Here is a 16605-nt window from a genome sequence, read left to right as displayed (position 1 = left end):
TCGTTCTTTTCAGTGATTCGATCGGCGAGGCGCGGCTTCGCTCGCTTTGTTGCCGGCGCAGCCCGTATCGGCGCGCGGCTGGTCGTCGCTCCCGGCGCGACAGGAAGATGACATGGCCCGGCCCCCGCTCTCGTCGATTCCGATGCTTCGAATTTTGGCGCTACGGTAGCAGACGGCCCCGCGCCGCGCAATCGCACCGCCCGCCGCGGCCCGCGCACCGATCGCCTGCCGATCCTCAGACGAATCATCGGGCGCGCCAATATCCGTCATCCGATATCGCGATTTTGCCGAGCCGTCGTGCGCCTCTAGACTGGCTGCGCACAGTCGCGATGCCGCTCCGCCGGGCGGCACGACGGCTCCCCGATCATCAGGAGACACACTCATGACGGACCGGCACGCGCGCCGCGGCGCGCTGAAAACGCTCGGCCTCGCGGCCGGCACCGCGCTGCTCGGCGCCACGCCTCGCGCGCACGCGGCGACGCCCGCCCCGGGCTCGCTGTTGCCCGACGGCGCCGCGCGCCTCGCGGACCTCACGCGCCGCGTCGCAGCCGCGCCGAGACGGCGCGATCTCAAGACCGTACCGATGATTCTCGAGCGCGCCGATCAATGGGATCACGCAGCGCTCGCCGAAGTGCTCGGCTATCGCGGCGGACCGAAGCAGGTGTGGGACAACACCGAGCTCGGCGGCCCGTGGCTGAACCTGATGCGCAATGCGCTGAACGCACAGGTCTGGTCGTACGGTCATCCGGATTTCCTGGTCGTGTCGGCCACGCACGGCAGCGCGCATCTCGCGCTGTTCGATCAGGCCGCGTGGGACAAATACGGCCTCGCGCGCTTTGCCGGCGCGGCATTCCCGACCAACACGCTGCTCGACGCGAAGCCCGCGCAGTCGAAGGACGCGCACGACCACGAACGCGCAGACGGCGCCTTCTCGTCGCACGACAACAGCATCGCCGCGCTGCAGCAGCGCGGCGTCGTGTTCCTGTCGTGCCACAACGCGATCTGGGAACTCGCGGAGCGGCTCGACGGCGCGAATGCGAATCCGGACAAGCTGCCGCTCGACGCGCTGGCGGCCGACCTGACCAACCACGTGATTCCCGGCGCGATCGTCACGCCGGGCGTGGTCGGCACGCTGCCCGAGTTGCAGCAGGCCGGCTTCACGTACGCGAAATGAGGCCCTCGATGACGTCCGCTCATCCGACTCCGAAACCGCGCCGCCCGCGCCTGCGCGCGCTGCTCTCCGCCTGGCTGTGCTGCGCCGGCGCGTTCGCGCTCGCCGCGCCCGTCGATTCCGCCTCGACCGTCTTCCCGCCGTGGCAGAACGGTCGCAACAACGATGCGCTCGATCGCGGCCTCGAATTCACGGTCCCGCAAGTCGACGTGCTCGCCGATTTCCACGGCGACCTCAGCGCGCCGAAGCTCGTGCTGTTCGTCGGCGGCAACTATTTCTTCGCGATGGCGCCGCTCGTCGCGAAGTTCGAGCAGGACCATCCCGACTATCGCGGCCGCATCTACTGGGAGACGATCCCGCCCGGCCTGCTCGTGAAGCAGATTCACGCGGGCGGCACGATCACGGTCGGCAACATGACGTGGACGGTCAAGCCCGATGCGTATTTCGCGGGACTCGGCAAGATCGACGAACTGATCGCGGACGGCACGCTCGCCGGCCCGGCCGTGCCGTATGTGACGAACCAGCTGACGATCATGGTGCGCGCCGGCAATCCGAAACGCATCGCGTCGCTGAACGATCTCGCGCGGCCCGACGTGAAGCTCGCGATGCCGAATCCGGCGTTCGAAGGCGTCGCGCGCCAGATTCGCGCGTCGCTCGTGAAGGCCGGCGGCGACGCGCTCGCGCGCACCGTCTACGACGACAAGGTGCGCGCGGGCACGACCGAGCTCACCCATATCCACCATCGCGAAACCGCGCTGTTCCTGATGCAGGGACGCGCGGATGCCGGCGTGCTGTGGCAGTCCGAAGCCGCATTCCAGGAACAGGCCGGGCATCCGCTGATGCACGTCGACATTCCTTCCGCGCACAATACGACGGCGATCTATGCGGGCGCGATGGTGAAGGGCGCGCCGCATCCGGAAGCCGCGCGAGCGTGGCTCGCGTTCATCCGGTCGCCGGATGCATTTCGGATTTTCCGGCGCTACGGTTTCGGCCGATACGACGGCACGACGCCGGCGTCGAGCGCCGCGCCCGCGCGCGAGCAGCCCGACGCGGGCTGACGACACCGGCCGCGCGGGACGCGCCCTACGCACGAGACGCATGACAAACAACAAAGGAGGAGACGTGAACGATCCGGTCGAAACACCGCGACGCCGGTTCGCGCCGCTGCTGCTCGCGACGGCGGCGCTGCTGGCCGGCACCGCGCACGCGGACGACGCGACGCTCGGCAAGACGCTGGCGACACAGGGCACGACGACGGGCGTGGCCGCATGCATCGGCTGCCACGGCGCCCACGGCGAAGGCAATGCGGCCGCCGGTTTCCCGCGTCTCGCGGGCGCCAGCGCCGCGTACCTGTCCGCGCAACTGTCGGCGTTCGCCGACGGCACGCGCCAGAACCCCGTGATGCAGCCGCTCGCGAAACTGCTATCGGCGCGCGAGCGCGATGCGGTCTCCGCGTACTTCGCGAGCCTGCCCGCCGCACCGGCCGTCGCGACATCCGACGACACGTCGATCGACCCGGCCAGCACCGGCGCGTGGCTCGCGACGCGCGGACGCTGGTCGCAGGGCCTGCCGGCCTGCGCGCAATGTCACGGCCCCGGCGGCATCGGCGTGGGCACCGCGTTTCCGCCGCTCGCAGGCCAGCCGGCCGCGTATCTCGCCGGCCAGTTGAACGCGTGGAAGCACGGCACGCGCGCACCCGGCCCGATGGCGCTGATGCCGATGATCGCCGGCAAGCTGTCCGACACCGACATCGACGCGGTCGCCGCGTACTACGCGCGCGGCGGCGCCGCGCAGGGAGACAAGCCATGATCGATCGCACGACGCTGATCCGCCGCACGCTGCTGGGCGCCGCGTGGCTGCCGGCGCTCGCCTTCGCAGCCGCGCCGCAGGATGCACCGCCCGCCGCCTCGTCGCCCGCGCCCGCCGTCGCCACGCCCGCGGCGAAACCGTTCACGCCGCCGGCCGAATCGGCGATTCCCGCCGACGACTTCGGCAAGACCGTGAAGCTCGGCGAGCAGATCTTCCTGCACACACCCGAGTTCGCGGGCAAGTACGTCGGCAACAAGCTGACCTGCGCGAGCTGCCATCTCGACGCGGGCCGCCGCCCCGATTCGAGCCCGATGTGGGCCGCGTACCCGCTGTATCCGGCCTACCGCAGCAAGAACGGTCACGTGAACACGTTCGCCGAGCGCCTGCAGGGCTGCTTTCGCTACAGCATGAACGGCAAGGCGCCGCCGGCCGGCGACCCGATCCTCGTGGCGCTCGAAACGTATTCGTACTGGCTCGCGAAAGGCGCGCCGGTCGGCACGAAGCTGCCCGGCCAAGGCTTCCCGAAACTGCCGCCGCCGGCGCAGAAGGCCGACTACGCGCGCGGCGCCGCCGTCTATACGCAGCACTGCGCGCTGTGTCACGGCGCGGACGGACAGGGCCAGTCGAGCGGCGGCAAGCCCGTGTTCCCGCCGCTGTGGGGCGCGCGCTCGTTCAACTGGGGCGCCGGGATGGGCGACATCCGCAACGCGGCCGGCTTCATCAAGGCCAACATGCCGCTCGGGCTCGGCGGCACGCTGACCGATCAGCAGGCGTGGGACGTCGCGACCTTCATGGACAGCCACGAACGTCCGCAGGACCCGCGCTTCACCGGCTCGGTGGAAGACACGCGCGCGAAGTTCCACGATTCGCCCGACTCGATGTACGGACGCAGCGTGAACGGCCGCGTGCTCGGCGCGCCCTGAGCGCGATCCGCGCGGCCCGCGCGCTCACGGATGCCAGCGATACACGACGAGGCTCGTGCCGTTGTAGTTGTCCTTCGTGATCACGTATTCGCCGGTCGAGCGCAGGTACGCGCGGATCCCGTACATCGAGTCGACGTCGTTGCCGACGTCCATCGCCGGCGTGTTCGAGTTGGTCAGCGTGGTGACGAGGTTGCCCGTGTTCAGGTCGAACACGTCGACGTTCGGCACGGTGTGCACGTAGCCGACGAACAGGTAGTGGCCGGCCGCCGCGATCGATTTCGGATTCGCGCTCGTCAGGTTGATCACCGGGCTCGGCGTGCTCGTGTTGCCGCCCTTCCAGCCGTGATAGACCTCGATATGGCCGTTCATCGCGGTCCAGTCCCAGCTTCCGGAGATGCCCTGCGCGAGGATCATCGTGTCGCTGTCGGACTGGTAGATGATCCGCGTGAGCGGCAGCACCGAGCGCGGGATCGGGATCTGCGTCGCCGCGCCCCATGACGGCTTGCCGGTCGCGTCGAAGCCCGTCATCGGGTAGTGGGAGATATTGTTGGTGCGGTCGAGCCCGGCCCACACGTCGCCGTTGCCGTCGATCGCGAAGCCGGCCGTCACCTGCAGGCTCGTGTTGAACGGCTTGCCCGGAATCGAGCCGTCGGGAATCGCGATGTAGCCGCTCGCCGGATTGAAGTGGTAGAAGTTGAAGTTGCCGGGGTTCTGCCCCGACGCGACGAGGATCCGGTTGCCGCCGACCGTCACGAGCTGGCCGAAGTGCTGGCCGCGCTGGTAGTCGTTCATGTCGAGGCGCGGGTCCTTCGGATAGGTGAACGGGTCGATCGTGTTCGCGACGAACGTGCCGCCCGCCGAACCCGTGTAGACGTTGTTGCCGCTGTAGAAGAACGCGCCGTCGGTCGCCGGATCGGGCGCGGCGGCCGCCTCGAAGTTCAGCGCCTGCAGTTTCCATTGCAGCGTGCCGGTCGGGCTGTACGCATGGATGTCGGTGCTGCCGTTGCGGCCCAGATCCCAGCCGCCGCCCCACGCGTTGTTGAGCACGTACAGGTTGCCGGCCGAATCCTTGCCGATGCCGACCACGCGCGTGAAGCGCTTGTCGCCGACCTGCCCCTTGATGCCCGACGTCGTGTCGAGATAGCCGCCCTGCACGCCGAAGGTGCCGACCTGCAGCGGCAGGCCGAGCAGCCCGTAGACCTTGATGTTCATGTCCGGGCCTTCGTCGCCCACCAGCAGCTGCCCCGCCGCCGCGTCGAAATACAGCGACGCCGGCCGCGCACCGGCCGCCATCTGGATCGTGTTCATCTGCGTGCCGGTCGGGCTGTATTGCACGACCACCCCCGCGCTCATGCGCGCGACCCACAGGTTGCCGGCGGCATCGAGCGCCAGTGCGCCCGGCCCCTGCACGCCGATGTCGCGCTGCCACACGCCGTCGGTCGTATAGACGCGCACGCGGTTGCCGTAGAAGTCGCTCGCATACAGCAGGTTGCCGGCCGTCGCGAGGCCGGTGATCACGTCGGCGTTCTGGATGCCCGTCCACGTGCTGACCGGGATGCGCAGGTCGCGCGTATTCGTGCCGCGGTTGTAGCGGCCCACCGAGCCGCTGCCGAAGGTCCGGTTGTAGCCGAGCGCGACGAAGATCGACGTCGCGTTGCCGGTGATCGCACCGCCCTGGAATTCGTCGTGGATGCCGATCGTGCCGAGCGTCTGCCCGTTCTGGTAGATCGCGACGCCGCCGGCGTTCTCGTCCCAGCGCGACGACGTGTAGATCACGCCTTCGGGCGCGACCCACATCGAGCGCGCGCCGTTGCCGACGTGCGCGGCCAGCGTGCCGAACGTGTTCGCGAGCCAGTCGGTCGTGTATTGCGCATGACTCGCCGGCGCCAGCATCGCCATGCACATTCCCAGTAATGCTGCGCGAATTTGTTTCATTGACATGAACGATGCTCCCCAGACGGACGTTTTTCGACACTGTAAATCGCGACGTATGAAACATTGGTGATTCCGGTGAACGCCATTTCACCATCTACGCCAATTATTCACGCCATTATTTTGCTGCGCGACACAGCTTCGTCGATGACGAGCCAATCTGGTTCCTGCGCCGCGACAGCCTGCCAGGCTTGCGATTTCGGCGCATTTTCCCCGGCATTTTCTTCCGGACCGTTCAATGCAAATGCGTCATTTTTTCTGATCGACGCATATTGCTTTTAATTTCCCGGAAATCCGGTCAATGATTGCAAATCGAAATTGAAATGAAAGAGAAAAAATATTATCCGGCGCACGGCGGCGCAGGTTCAATTCGAGGTGTCGAGCGTCGGGCGGTCCCAGCCGTCGAGGAATTTCGGCAGCGCGTCGACGACGTCGATCACGCGCTGCCGGTAGAACAGGTGCATGGTCGGCTGCAACGCGTCGGGCAGCTGCCCGCCGTGCGCACACGCGGTCACGCTGTTCGGCACCACGCGCATGCCGAGCCGGTTCGTGCCGAACACGATCTCGCCGCACTTCGTGCACGACGTGCGCGACATTGTCTTCGACGGATGCCGGAACGTCGCGTCGCCGCCCGCGACCGACACCTGCTCCGGTTGCCACGCGGTCGCGGACAGCATCGCCGTGCCGTAGACGAGGCGACAGTATAGGGGCGTGCGCGCGGCACGCCCGCAGCGCGTCAGAACCGCTGACGCAACCCGACGCTGACGATCGTCTGCGAGCGCGAGTCGGACGAGTGGCCGTTCGCCTTGTCGGACACCGACGCGGTCGCGGCGACCGGCCGGCCGAGCGCGTCGAGCGTCGTGCCGGACGCGTGCTGGTACGCGCCCAGCAGGTACACGCTGGTCCGCTTCGACAGGTCGTAGACCGCGCCGAGCGTCACGTTGTGATACTGCGCACGATTGTCGATCCCGTCGACGTCGCTGCCGCGCGTGTAGCTGTAGCCGGCGAACAGCTGCGTATTCGGCTGCACGTTCCAGCGCGTGTACACGCCCGCGACGTTGAAGGTCGCATGACCCGAGAACAGCGACTGGTCGCCGGCGCGATACTGCACGTTGCTGTAGTTCACGCCGACCACGGCCGGCCCGAAGTCGTACGTCGCGCCCGTCGCGATGATCTGCTGCGACTGCGCGCTCGCATAGCCTTCGTTGATCGACGAGTTGAACAGCCCGTCGTCGGTGCTCTGCCACTTGCCGGCCGTCGGGTCGGTCGCGCCGGTCTTGCTGTTGTCCGAACGCTCGTAGCCGACCCCGATGCGCAGCGGGCCTGCCGCATAGGCCGCGCCGACGCTCCACGTATTGCGCTGCTTCATGCTGCCCGGCTGGCCGCCGAACCCGTACAGCGCGCCGAACGTGAAGCCCGCGTAGTTCGCGCTCGTGTACTTGATCGAGCTGTCGACGCGCGCGGTCTGGTCGAGATCGTCGATGTCGCCCGGATGCGCGCCGAAGCCGCCGATATACGACGACGGGCCGACCGGGCTGACGAAATCGTCGAGCGACGTGTACTGGCGGCCGAGCGTGATCGAGCCGTAGCGGTCGCTGCCGATGCCGACGAACGCCTGGCGGCCGAACTGGCGGCCGCCCTGGCCGGACGTGCCGTTGGTGATGTCGAAGCCGTTCTCGAGCACGAACAGCGCGCGCAGGCCGCCGCCGAGATCCTCGGCGCCCTTGATGCCCCAGCGGCTGCCGGACAGGTTGCCGGTCGTCAGCCCGACGTTCGAATGCCCGGTGTAGGCGCCCGCCGAGCCGGTCCGCTCGTTGCTGCGATAGGTGATGCCCGAATCGACGATGCCGTACAGCGTGACGGAGCTTTGCGCGGATGCGATGCCCGCGAGCGTGAGCAGCAGCGGTGCTGCGATCAGTTGCTTGTTCATGATTGTCGTGTCTCCGGGCGCGAGGCCCGTTGTTCTGGCTGCGAGTGCGTGCGGGCGGCGAGATCCGCCGGCGTTGCGAGACCGGCGGCGTCCGCACGCGGGACGCGCGCATGCGACGCGCGCGCGATGTCGCGACGGGCATGCCCGCCGCGGCCGCCATGTTAGATGGAACCGGTTCTATTCGATAGCGGAATAGTGAAAACAATTTATTGCAGAGATCGAGATAGTCGAACCCCGACACGGCGGCGCCTGTACAGCATGGAGCGGCGCACCGGATAATCGAACCCGCGTCGTCCACTCTCGGGAACCGCGTCATGCGTCCAACGACCCTGCCGAGCTTCACCGCCGCACCACGCGCATCGCTCGCCGGCAGGCGCGCGCGATGAGAATCGACGCGCCGCCGCGCGCCGGCTTCCCGGGGCTGTCGCTTCGACAGCTCGAGCGCGCCGATCTCGATGCGTGGTACGCCTATCTGTCGAATCCCGACGTCGTCCGCCACACGAGCTGGAACCTGCGCTCGCGCGACGATCTGCGGCCGCTGTTCGACGGCATCGAATCGGCCGAGCCGGATTCGATCCGCCGTCTCGCGATCGTCGACGACGCAACGGCCGCGCTGGTCGGCACGATCGGGCTGCACACGGTCTCCACCGCGAACCGCTCGGCCGAGATCGCGTACGATCTCGCGCCGTCGTACTGGGGACGCGGCATCGCGAGCGCGCTATGCGCGAGCGTGACCGGCTGGGCATTCGCCGAATGCGGCCTGTTCCGCGTGCAGGCCGTCGTGCTGACCACCAACCTCGGCTCCGCACGCGTGCTGCAGAAATGCGGCTACCGGCGCGAAGGCCTGCTGCGCGCGTACCGGATGGTGCGCGGCACGCCAGGCGATTTCGCGATGTACGCGCGCCTCGCCAGCGACTGACGCGCGGCGCGCGACGCCGCCGCCGCGCGCCATGGACGGCCCGCGCCGATTTGGCGACAATCTGCGTTCCCCGCACCGACGCCCAGCCATGAAAATCGCCGCGCTCTCCGACATCCACGGCAATCTCGCCGCACTCGACGCCGTGCTCGACGACATCCGCCGCCGCGGCGCCGACGTGATCGTCAATCTCGGCGACATCGTGTCCGGCGCACTGCATCCGCCCGAGACGGCCGATCGCCTGATCGCGCTCGACCTGCCGACCATCAAGGGCAATCACGAACGGCAGCTGCTCGCCGGCGATCGCGACGCGATGCGGCTGTCCGACCGCTGGGCGCACGACACGCTGCGCGACGCGCACTTCGCATGGATCGCCGCGCTGCCCGAACGCCTGATGCTCGACGACGACGTGCTGATGGTCCACGGCACGCCGGACAGCGACCTCGTCTATTTCCTCGAAACGGTGACGCCCGACGGCTGCCGCGCGGCGACGCCCGATGAAATCGCGCAGCGCGCGGGCGACGAGCCGGCATCGCTGATCCTGTGCGGCCACACGCACGTGCCGCGCGCGGCGGCGCTCGACGACGGCCGGCTGATCGTCAACCCGGGCAGCGTCGGCCTGCAGGCCTACACCGACGACCAGCCGCACCCGCACCGGATCGAAACCGGCACGCCGCACGCGCGCTACGCGATGGTGTCGCGCACCGCATCGGGCTGGCATGCCGAATTCCACGCAGTCGAATACGACTGGCATACGGCCGCCGCCACCGCGGCCGCGCGCGGCCGCGACGACTGGACCGTCGCGCTGCGCACCGGCCGGTGCTGACGCGATCGCGCCGACGCTCCTTCATTCACCGGGAAACCGAACCGTCATGACCGTTCCGTCGCAACTGCTTTTCCTGCCCGGCGCATCGGGCAGCACCGCGTTCTGGGAGCCGCTCGCCGGCCGGCTCACCCATCCCGCCGCGCGACGCATCGTCGGCTATCCGGGCTTCGGCGACACGCCGCACGATCCGGCCGTCGACGATTTCGACGGCCTCGTGCGCCATGTGCTGGCGACGATCGACCGGCCGACCGCGGTAATCGCGCAGTCGATGGGCGGCGTGATCGCGATGCGGGCGGCGCTCGCGCGGCCCGGGCTCGTCACGCAGCTCGTGCTGACGGTCACGTCGGGCGGCCTGGACATGCGCGGGCTCGGCGCACAGGACTGGCGCGCGGGCTTTACCGAGGCGAACCCGCAGCTTCCCGACTGGTTCCTGACCTTTCACGCCGATCTGTCGCAGGAGATCGGCCGCATCGCGCAGCCGACGCTGCTGCTGTGGGGCGACGACGATCCGCTCAGCCCGGTCGCGGCCGGCCGGCGCCTGCTCGAACGGCTGCCGGACGCGCGGCTGCATGTCGTGCCGGGCGGCCGCCACGATCTCGCGGCCGTGCATGCGGACGCGCTCGCGCCGCTCGTCGACGCGCATCTGCCGCGCGCCTGACATCGCGGCCGCCCGGCTACGACAAGACCGACGCCGCGATTCGCGGCGCGCTCGCGCAGGCCGCGCAAGCGGCACAAGCTGCGCGCCCCGCGACACGCACGCGCCGGCGCGTGTCGCCGTCAGGCCGTGCCCCGCGCCTCTTGCTCGCGCTTCGCGTCGGCCTCGGCCAGCATCGCGTCGCCGATCGCCGCCTGGCCGTTCGCGATCAGCGCATCGGCGGCGCCGCGGATATCCGCGGCAGCCTTGTTCTGCCCGAGCTTGCGCTTGCCGACGAGCCGCGTGATCTCGACCTGCAGCCCGACGATCGACTGCAGCATCCGGTCGAGATAATCCTTCGGCGCGTCGGCCATCTTCCACGGCGCCGGCTGCGACGCCTCGTGCGTGCGCGTCAGCCGCGCGACCACGCCGCGCACGAACTTCTCGTCGTCGCGCACCGTGATGCGTCCGTGCGCATGCACGACCACGTAGTTCCATGTCGGCACCTGGCGGTGCGTCGCGTGCTTGCTCGGATACCAGTTCGGCGAGATGTACGCGTCGCCCGCGCGGAAGATCACCAGCACCTCGTCGCCGTTCGCGACCGCCCGCCAGACCGGATTCGCGCGCGCGACATGCGCATGCAGCTCGCCGAGCCCGCCGTCGACCGGCATCAGCTCGAACGGAAGGTGGTTCGCATCGAGCCCGTCCGCGCCGTGCGTGATCAGGCTGCCGAACGGATGCTGCACGATCAGCTCGCGCAGCGCGTCGGGGCGGGATTCGTCGAAATCGGCGGGGACATACATGGCGGCTCCACGGTCGGACAGGATTCGGGAAAGCGCGGGCCGGCGCGAGCATCGTCGTCGACGCACCCGAGCGCCAACCCGCATCATGCGCCGATTGTGAACGCTAACTGGTTTATGCTGTAGAGCCGGTTTGGAACATTTTCAGCAGACCAGAATCATGGCAAGAACGGCCCGGATCGTCGAAATCCCGTCGCTCGGCGCGCTCGACCGCGCGGCCGGCGACCTGAGCCGCCAGCTCGCGCAGGCGTTGCGCGAAGCGGTGCGCCGCGGCGACGTGCGGCCCGGCGACATGCTGCCGTCCACGCGGCTGCTCGCGGCGTCGCTGCAGGTCGCGCGCGGCACCGTCGTCGACGCGTACGCGCAGCTCGTCGCCGAAGGCTTTCTCGAATCGCGCGGCGGCGCCGGCACGCGCGTGGCGAACGCGCTCGCCACGCCGGCGCCGGCCGGCGCCCGCCAGCCCGAACGACAACCGCCGGTCCGCGCCGGCCTGCCCGAGCCAGCCGCGACTTTCGCGCGGATCGCCCGCGAATTCCGTCCGCTGCCGGCCGTGCCGTTCGCGGTGTCGGTGCCGGTCGGGCTCACCGCGCCCGACGACATCTGGCGGCGGCTCGGCAATCGCCTGCGTGCGCGCGGCGCGGGCGCGCCGGCCGGCTATGCCGATCCGCAGGGCGCGCTGCCGCTGCGCGAGGCCATCGCCGACTACGTGCGCCGGTCGCGCTCGGTGCGCTGCGAAGCCGGCCAGGTCGTGATCACGAGCGGCACGCAGCAGGGTCTGCACCTCGCGAGCCAGGTGCTGCTCGGCGCGGGCGATCGCGCCTGGGTCGAGAATCCGGCCTATCGCGGCATCACGTCGCTGCTCGAAAGCACGGGCCGGCGCGACGCGATGGTGCGCGTGCCGGTCGATGCGGACGGCATCGACGTCGACGCGGGCATCCGCGCCGCGCCGCACGCGCGCGCCGCGTTCGTGACGCCGTCGCACCAGTATCCGCTCGGCATGCCGATGAGCATGGCGCGCCGCAATGCGCTGCTCGCGTGGGCGCGCGCGCAGCGCGCCTGGGTGGTCGAGGACGACTACGACAGCGAGCTGCGCTACGAAGGCTATCCGTTCCCGTCGCTGCAGGGCCTCGATCCCGATCGCGTGATCTATCTCGGCACCTTCAGCAAGATCCTGTTCCCGTCGCTGCGGCTCGGCTACGTGATCGCGCCCGACGATCTCGTGCCCGCGTTCTGCGGCGCCCGCGCGCTGATGGATCGTCATGCGCCGACCGCCGACCAGCACGTCCTCGCCGCCTTCATCGCCGAAGGCCATCTCGACCGCCATATCCGCCGCGTGCGCGGCGTGTACGCGGAGCAGCGCGCGCTGCTGATCGACACGCTCGGCGCACGGCTGCCGCGCGAGCTCGCATGGGTGCAGCCCGGCGACCAGGGCATGCACGTCGTGCTGTGGCTCGCCGACGGCATCGACGATCTCGACGTGGTCGCCCGCGCGGCCGACGCCGGCATCGCGGTGCGCGCGGTGTCGCCGATGTTCGCGCCGGGCACCGCGCGCCCGGGGCTCGTGCTCGGCTTCGGCGGGTTCGGCCGCGCGCAGATGGAAGCGGCTGCGCAGCGGCTTGCGGAAGTCGTCGCGGCGCGTCGCTGAACGCCGCGATTCGTCGGCACAATCGCTGCGCGCGCATCGATAAAGGTTGTCGGCGGGCAACAAACGTAATCGTCTGTAAATCCTGCAAGCAAAACGCCGTTTCGGGCCTCGGCATGCCCGTCCCGTTTGCTAGGATCGCGCCTTTTCCGCCCCTGCCCCCGCCGTGAATCGCTTCGTGCCGTTCCTTCGAGATTCGTGGATCCGCTGCCGCGCCCGCGTCGCGCCGCTCGCCGCCGCCTGCGCCGCGCGCGCCCGGGCGCTGCTCGGCCGCGGCCTGCATGCGCTGCGTCATCCGACACGGCGCGGCGTCGCGCTGACGCTCGCCGCGATACCGGTGCTCGGCGTGCTGGTCCTGCTCGCGTTCGTGCCGTTCACGCCGAGCATCGGCGACATCCGCAAGGCGCGCATCGATCGTCCCGCGCGCGTGCTGTCGGCCGACGGCCGGCTGATCGCCGAGTTCCGTCCGGTCAACCGCGAATGGGTGCCGCTCAAGCTGATCTCGCCGCACACCGTCGACGCGCTGATCGCCACCGAGGACCGCCGCTTCTACGCGCATCACGGCATCGACTGGCGCCGCACGGTCGCGGCCGCGCTGCATACGTTCTCCGGCGATCGCCAGGGCGGCTCGACGATCACGCAGCAGCTCGCGCGCAACCTGTATCCGGACGAAGTCGGTCGCGCGCCGACGCTCACGCGCAAGCTCAAGGAGCTCGTCACCGCGTTCAAGATCGAGATGGTGTACAGCAAGGCCGAGATCCTCGAAACCTACCTGAACACCGTGCCGTTCCTGTACAACGCGTACGGCGTCGAGATGGCCGCGCGCACCTACTTCGGCAAGTCGGCGGACCAGCTCGACATCGTCGAGAGCGCGACGCTGGTCGGGATGCTGAAGGGCAACAGCTACTACAACCCGGTGCTGAATCCCGAACGGGCCCTGCAGCGCCGCAACATCGTGCTCGACCGGATGGCGAAGGCCGGCATGCTGTCGCCGGTGCAGCTCGCGCAGCTGCAGCGCCGGCCGCTGCGCGTCGATTTCGAGCGGCAGACGCCGGAACCGGGCCCCGCGCCGCATTTCGCGGTGCAACTGCGCAAGTGGCTGATCGCATGGGCCGACAGCCACAACTACGACCTCTACTCGGACGGGCTCGTGATCCGCACGACACTCGACGCGCGGCTGCAGGACATGGCGACGCAGGCGCTCGAGAAGCAGACCGCCCGGCTGCAGGCAGTCGCCGACGCCGCCTGGCGCGGCCCGTCCGGCTGCGGGCTGCGCAACGATCTGTTCCGCGGCTTCATGCGCCAGACGCCCGACTACCGCGATGCGCGCGACGCGGGGCTGGCCGATGCGGCGGCACTCCGTCAGCTCGGCGCGAATCGCGCGTTCATGCACGCGCTGTGCGAGCGCAAGACGCAGGTGCAGGCCGGCTTCATCGCGATCGATCCGCGCAACGGGGCGATCCGCGCGTGGGTCGGCAGCCCCGACTTCGGCGACGAGCCGTTCGACCACGTGCAGCAGGCGCGCCGCCAGCCGGGCTCGACGTTCAAGCCGTTCGTCTACGGCGCCGCGTTCGCGGACGGCGCTCGGCCGGACGATACCTACGTCGACCGCGACGTCGCGATCCCGCTCGACGGGCATGCGGTCTGGCGGCCGACCGATCCGGACCCGCCGACCGGCGAACCGATGACGCTGCGCGACGCGCTCGCGCAGTCGAACAACCGCGTGACCGCGCAGTTGATGCAGCGCGAAGGCGCGGCGAAGGTCGCGCGGCTCGCGCGCGCGATGGGTGTGCGCGACAGCCCGCTCGACGCGGTGCCGTCGCTCGCGCTCGGCACGAGCCCGGTCACGCTGAAGGAGATGGTGTCCGCGTACGGCACGATCGCGAACCGCGGGCTCTATGTCGCGCCGCAGATGATCACGCGCATCGAGGATCGCAACGGCAAGGTGCTGGCCGCGTTCGGCAGCGCGCCGCCGGAACGCGCGCTGCCGGCGAGCGCCGCGCTGACGCTGGTCGACGTGATGCGCGACGTCGTCGATCGCGGCACGGGCGCCGACATCCGCGTGCGCTACGGCATTCGCGACGACGTCGCCGGCAAGACCGGCACGACGCAGGACAACGCGGACGGCTGGTTCATCCTGATGCATCCGCAGCTCGTCGCCGGTGCGTGGGTCGGCTTCGACGACGGCAGCGTGACGCTGCGCAGCAACTACTGGGGCGCGGGCGCGCACAGTGCGCTGCCGATCGTCGGCGCGTTCTACGACGACGCGCTGCGTGCGCGGGCGATCGACCCGCGCGTGCAGTTCTCGCCCGACTTCCGGCCGCGCAGCGCACCCGCACCGGCGCCGCGGCGGCGCGCGCATCCGGGACTGTTCGACTGGTTGAGGCTGTTCCGCTAGCAACGCGCGCGTGAAGCGCTACCCGTGCGGCACGCCGCGCACGAAGCACGTCGTGGCCAACCCGATCATCGAGATCGACGAAGCCGCGCATCGCGCGACCGCGCGTTCGTACTACACGGTGCGGCAAGCCGTCGACGGCCTGCCGTCGCAGCCGGTCGCCGCGGGCCGCTGTCACGATGCGTTCGAACGCGTCGACGGCGCATGGCGCTTCGCATTTCGCGACTACTCGCGGTTCGATTTCGCGGGCGCCCTGAGCCATCGCCTGAATCCTGCGCCGCATCGCTGACGCGGCGGGTTCCGTCGGCCGCCACCGGTTCCCCGTCAATCCGCCGTATCGCCGCCCTTCGGCACCTTCGACCAGGCCTTGCGGCCCGGCAGCGGCGACCACGCCGGGCGCGTCTTGCGCGCGCTGTCGATCACGACCAGATAGCGGCCCGCGATCGGCGTGATGTCGCGATCGGCGTGCAGCACCCAGAACGACTTGCCGGCTTCGACGCGCGCCTCGTAGTCGTCGTCGAGAATGCCGTGCCGGTCGAGGAACGTATTCAGCGACGCAGGAATCCGCACGCATCCTTTCGAGTGCCGGATGCCGAGCAGCGGCTCCAGGCGATCGGGGTCGGTCGCATGCATCTGGAAGCGCATCGGCGACGTGCCGCCCTTGCCCCAGCCGCGCTCGCCGTCCACCCAGCCGAAATCGAAGATGCGCATGTCGCGCCGACCGTAGCCGCGAATGCCGTTCTCGTTCGTCGTGCCTTCCGCGCGGAAGTCCATGTTGTCGGGCGTGTGGTCGAACACGCCGAGCGGCGTCAGGAAATGGTCGTACTGCCCCGGCAGCCCGGTGCCGACCGGCGACGCGCCGATCATCAGCCACGCATTCGCCGGCGTCGCGCGGAAGTAGAGGAAGATCGCCTGCACGTTCGGTGCGCGATCGACCATCGCCACGTATTCGCCGGCCAGATCGCCGAGGTTCGCGTCGTCGAGCGCCTTCTGCAGCCGTACGCCATACGCGCGCTGTTCGCTCACGGGTACGTTCAGGCGGCGCGTGACTTCCTGCGCGAAACGCTTGCGCATGTCGATCGCGCGCGCGGTCGCGTTTTCCGCCTCCTGCGCGGACAGCGGCGGATGCCGGCGCGGCGGCGTGGGCGGCGGCGCGGCCTCGCTGGCGGGCGCGGCGGACGCCGCCGAAGCAGGCGATGCGGGCGAAGCAGCCGAGGCCGGCGACGCGCCGGACGCTGGCGACGCGGGTTTCGCGGCCGATGCAGCGGAAGCCGCGTGCGCACGGGAAGCCGACGACGCAGCCGCCGGCGCAGGCTTGGGCGATTCGACGGATGAGGATCCAGCGGCAGCCGACGGCGACGCGTCGGACGCGGCAAACGCAGCCGGCGCGGCAATCAGGGAAATCGGCGGGACGGCAGCGAGCCACACGCAGGCGGCGAAGGCGAGGGTACGGCAACGCGGCTTGTTATGGCGCCGCGTCAGGCGGGGAAGCATCATACGATCGAGAACCATCGGCCGGTCCGGCCGCCGCGCACGGCGAACGGCATGTCTTTCGCGAGAACCGTCGATGCAGCCGACGCATCGCGTGCGCCGGTGTCGACGCCTCTGCGCGGCGAGACCGTTTGCG

15 protein-coding genes and 1 pseudogene are annotated in these 16605 nt (G+C 69.8%); 11 read left to right on the top strand and 5 right to left on the bottom strand.

Annotated features, from left to right (window positions below; translation table 11 throughout):
- The first annotated feature begins 382 nt into the window (after window positions 1–382).
- Genes tetH through BST28156_RS19785 form a run of 4 tightly spaced genes read left to right on the top strand, consistent with a single transcriptional unit; the run spans window position 383 to window position 3903 of the window.
- A complete protein-coding gene (tetH, locus tag BST28156_RS19800; RefSeq protein WP_174903177.1) occupies window positions 383–1174 on the top strand; it encodes a thiosulfate dehydrogenase in 792 nt (263 codons plus the stop codon).
- An 8-nt stretch (window positions 1175–1182) separates the two neighbouring features.
- The gene (locus BST28156_RS19795) at window positions 1183–2229 is read left to right on the top strand and encodes a molybdate ABC transporter substrate-binding protein (RefSeq protein ID WP_174903176.1); all 1047 of its coding nucleotides are present in this window, start codon (window positions 1183–1185) and stop codon (window positions 2227–2229) included.
- Between the two features lie 40 nt (window positions 2230–2269).
- Window positions 2270–2980, top strand: coding sequence for a c-type cytochrome (locus BST28156_RS19790; RefSeq protein WP_174903175.1), 711 nt, complete (start codon window positions 2270–2272; stop codon window positions 2978–2980).
- Entirely contained in the window at window positions 2977–3903 is a 927-nt protein-coding gene (locus tag BST28156_RS19785; protein ID WP_174903174.1) for a c-type cytochrome, read from the top strand. Before BST28156_RS19790 ends, BST28156_RS19785 begins: the two co-directional genes overlap by 4 nt.
- A 24-nt stretch (window positions 3904–3927) precedes the next feature.
- On the opposite strand, the gene BST28156_RS19780 is transcribed toward BST28156_RS19785, so the two are convergent.
- Complete coding sequence (locus tag BST28156_RS19780; protein WP_060242779.1) at window positions 3928–5844, bottom strand: SMP-30/gluconolactonase/LRE family protein; 1917 nt, start codon at window positions 5842–5844, stop codon at window positions 3928–3930.
- A gap of 69 nt (window positions 5845–5913) precedes the next feature.
- On the opposite strand from BST28156_RS19780, the gene BST28156_RS19775 reads away from it, so the two are divergent.
- Window positions 5914–6117 carry a hypothetical protein gene (locus BST28156_RS19775; RefSeq protein ID WP_155640662.1) on the top strand — a complete coding sequence of 68 codons (204 nt, stop codon included), beginning with the start codon at window positions 5914–5916 and terminating at the stop codon, window positions 6115–6117.
- Window positions 6118–6200: 83 nt separating this feature from the next.
- Here BST28156_RS19775 and BST28156_RS19770 read toward each other — a convergent pair whose 3' ends face one another.
- Window positions 6201–6512 carry an aldehyde-activating protein gene (locus tag BST28156_RS19770; RefSeq protein WP_174903173.1) on the bottom strand — a complete coding sequence of 104 codons (312 nt, stop codon included), beginning with the start codon at window positions 6510–6512 and terminating at the stop codon, window positions 6201–6203.
- A gap of 59 nt (window positions 6513–6571) precedes the next feature.
- Complete coding sequence (locus tag BST28156_RS19765) at window positions 6572–7765, bottom strand: porin (RefSeq protein ID WP_060242777.1); 1194 nt, start codon at window positions 7763–7765, stop codon at window positions 6572–6574.
- A 382-nt stretch (window positions 7766–8147) separates the two neighbouring features.
- Here BST28156_RS19765 and BST28156_RS19760 point away from each other — a divergent pair, with 382 nt between their 5' ends.
- The 3 genes from BST28156_RS19760 to BST28156_RS19750 all read left to right on the top strand — a co-directional run bounded on the left by BST28156_RS19760 (window position 8148) and on the right by BST28156_RS19750 (window position 10165).
- Window positions 8148–8684: a GNAT family N-acetyltransferase gene (locus BST28156_RS19760; protein WP_174903172.1), complete on the top strand. Its 537-nt coding sequence runs from the start codon at window positions 8148–8150 to the stop codon at window positions 8682–8684.
- An 88-nt stretch (window positions 8685–8772) separates the two neighbouring features.
- Window positions 8773–9507, top strand: a complete 735-nt coding sequence (locus BST28156_RS19755) for a metallophosphoesterase family protein (RefSeq protein WP_174903171.1) — start codon at window positions 8773–8775, stop codon at window positions 9505–9507.
- 46 nt (window positions 9508–9553) lie between these two features.
- Entirely contained in the window at window positions 9554–10165 is a 612-nt protein-coding gene (locus BST28156_RS19750; protein WP_174903170.1) for an alpha/beta fold hydrolase, read from the top strand.
- Window positions 10166–10284: 119 nt separating this feature from the next.
- Here the strand turns inward: BST28156_RS19750 and BST28156_RS19745 are convergent, their stop codons facing one another.
- Window positions 10285–10944, bottom strand: coding sequence for an FMN-binding negative transcriptional regulator (locus BST28156_RS19745; protein WP_060242768.1), 660 nt, complete (start codon window positions 10942–10944; stop codon window positions 10285–10287).
- 157 nt (window positions 10945–11101) lie between these two features.
- Here BST28156_RS19745 and pdxR point away from each other — a divergent pair, with 157 nt between their 5' ends.
- The 3 genes from pdxR (at window position 11102) to BST28156_RS19730 (ending at window position 15267) form a co-directional block, all read left to right on the top strand.
- Entirely contained in the window at window positions 11102–12586 is a 1485-nt protein-coding gene (gene pdxR, locus BST28156_RS19740; protein WP_174903169.1) for a MocR-like pyridoxine biosynthesis transcription factor PdxR, read from the top strand.
- Between the two features lie 163 nt (window positions 12587–12749).
- Window positions 12750–14981 (top strand): penicillin-binding protein 1A, encoded by a 2232-nt coding sequence (locus BST28156_RS19735; protein ID WP_174903168.1) that lies wholly within the window; start codon window positions 12750–12752, stop codon window positions 14979–14981.
- Between the two features lie 10 nt (window positions 14982–14991).
- A complete protein-coding gene (locus tag BST28156_RS19730) occupies window positions 14992–15267 on the top strand; it encodes a nuclear transport factor 2 family protein (RefSeq protein ID WP_174903167.1) in 276 nt (91 codons plus the stop codon).
- A 35-nt stretch (window positions 15268–15302) separates the two neighbouring features.
- On the opposite strand, the pseudogene BST28156_RS35095 reads toward BST28156_RS19730, so the two are convergent.
- Window positions 15303–16560 (bottom strand): annotated as a pseudogene (locus BST28156_RS35095) (hypothetical protein).
- Window positions 16561–16605 lie beyond the last annotated feature (45 nt).

The sequence above is a fragment of the Burkholderia pseudomultivorans genome (genome assembly GCF_902499075.1).
Taxonomy (GTDB): domain Bacteria; phylum Pseudomonadota; class Gammaproteobacteria; order Burkholderiales; family Burkholderiaceae; genus Burkholderia; species Burkholderia pseudomultivorans.
Note: the sequence above shows the minus strand (reverse complement) of the source record. Positions and strands in the feature narration are given on the sequence as shown.

Coding starts and splice junctions, on each gene's coding strand:
- BST28156_RS19790 (WP_174903175.1), top strand. CDS start 2,270: ATGACAAACAACAAAGGAGGAGACGTGAACGATCCGGTCGAAACACCG.
- BST28156_RS19765 (WP_060242777.1), bottom strand. CDS start 7,765: ATGAACAAGCAACTGATCGCAGCACCGCTGCTGCTCACGCTCGCGGGC.
- BST28156_RS19785 (WP_174903174.1), top strand. CDS start 2,977: ATGATCGATCGCACGACGCTGATCCGCCGCACGCTGCTGGGCGCCGCG.
- tetH (WP_174903177.1), top strand. CDS start 383: ATGACGGACCGGCACGCGCGCCGCGGCGCGCTGAAAACGCTCGGCCTC.
- BST28156_RS19755 (WP_174903171.1), top strand. CDS start 8,773: ATGAAAATCGCCGCGCTCTCCGACATCCACGGCAATCTCGCCGCACTC.
- pdxR (WP_174903169.1), top strand. CDS start 11,102: ATGGCAAGAACGGCCCGGATCGTCGAAATCCCGTCGCTCGGCGCGCTC.
- BST28156_RS19750 (WP_174903170.1), top strand. CDS start 9,554: ATGACCGTTCCGTCGCAACTGCTTTTCCTGCCCGGCGCATCGGGCAGC.
- BST28156_RS19770 (WP_174903173.1), bottom strand. CDS start 6,512: ATGCTGTCCGCGACCGCGTGGCAACCGGAGCAGGTGTCGGTCGCGGGC.
- BST28156_RS19795 (WP_174903176.1), top strand. CDS start 1,183: ATGACGTCCGCTCATCCGACTCCGAAACCGCGCCGCCCGCGCCTGCGC.
- BST28156_RS19760 (WP_174903172.1), top strand. CDS start 8,148: ATGAGAATCGACGCGCCGCCGCGCGCCGGCTTCCCGGGGCTGTCGCTT.
- BST28156_RS19745 (WP_060242768.1), bottom strand. CDS start 10,944: ATGTATGTCCCCGCCGATTTCGACGAATCCCGCCCCGACGCGCTGCGC.
- BST28156_RS19780 (WP_060242779.1), bottom strand. CDS start 5,844: ATGTCAATGAAACAAATTCGCGCAGCATTACTGGGAATGTGCATGGCG.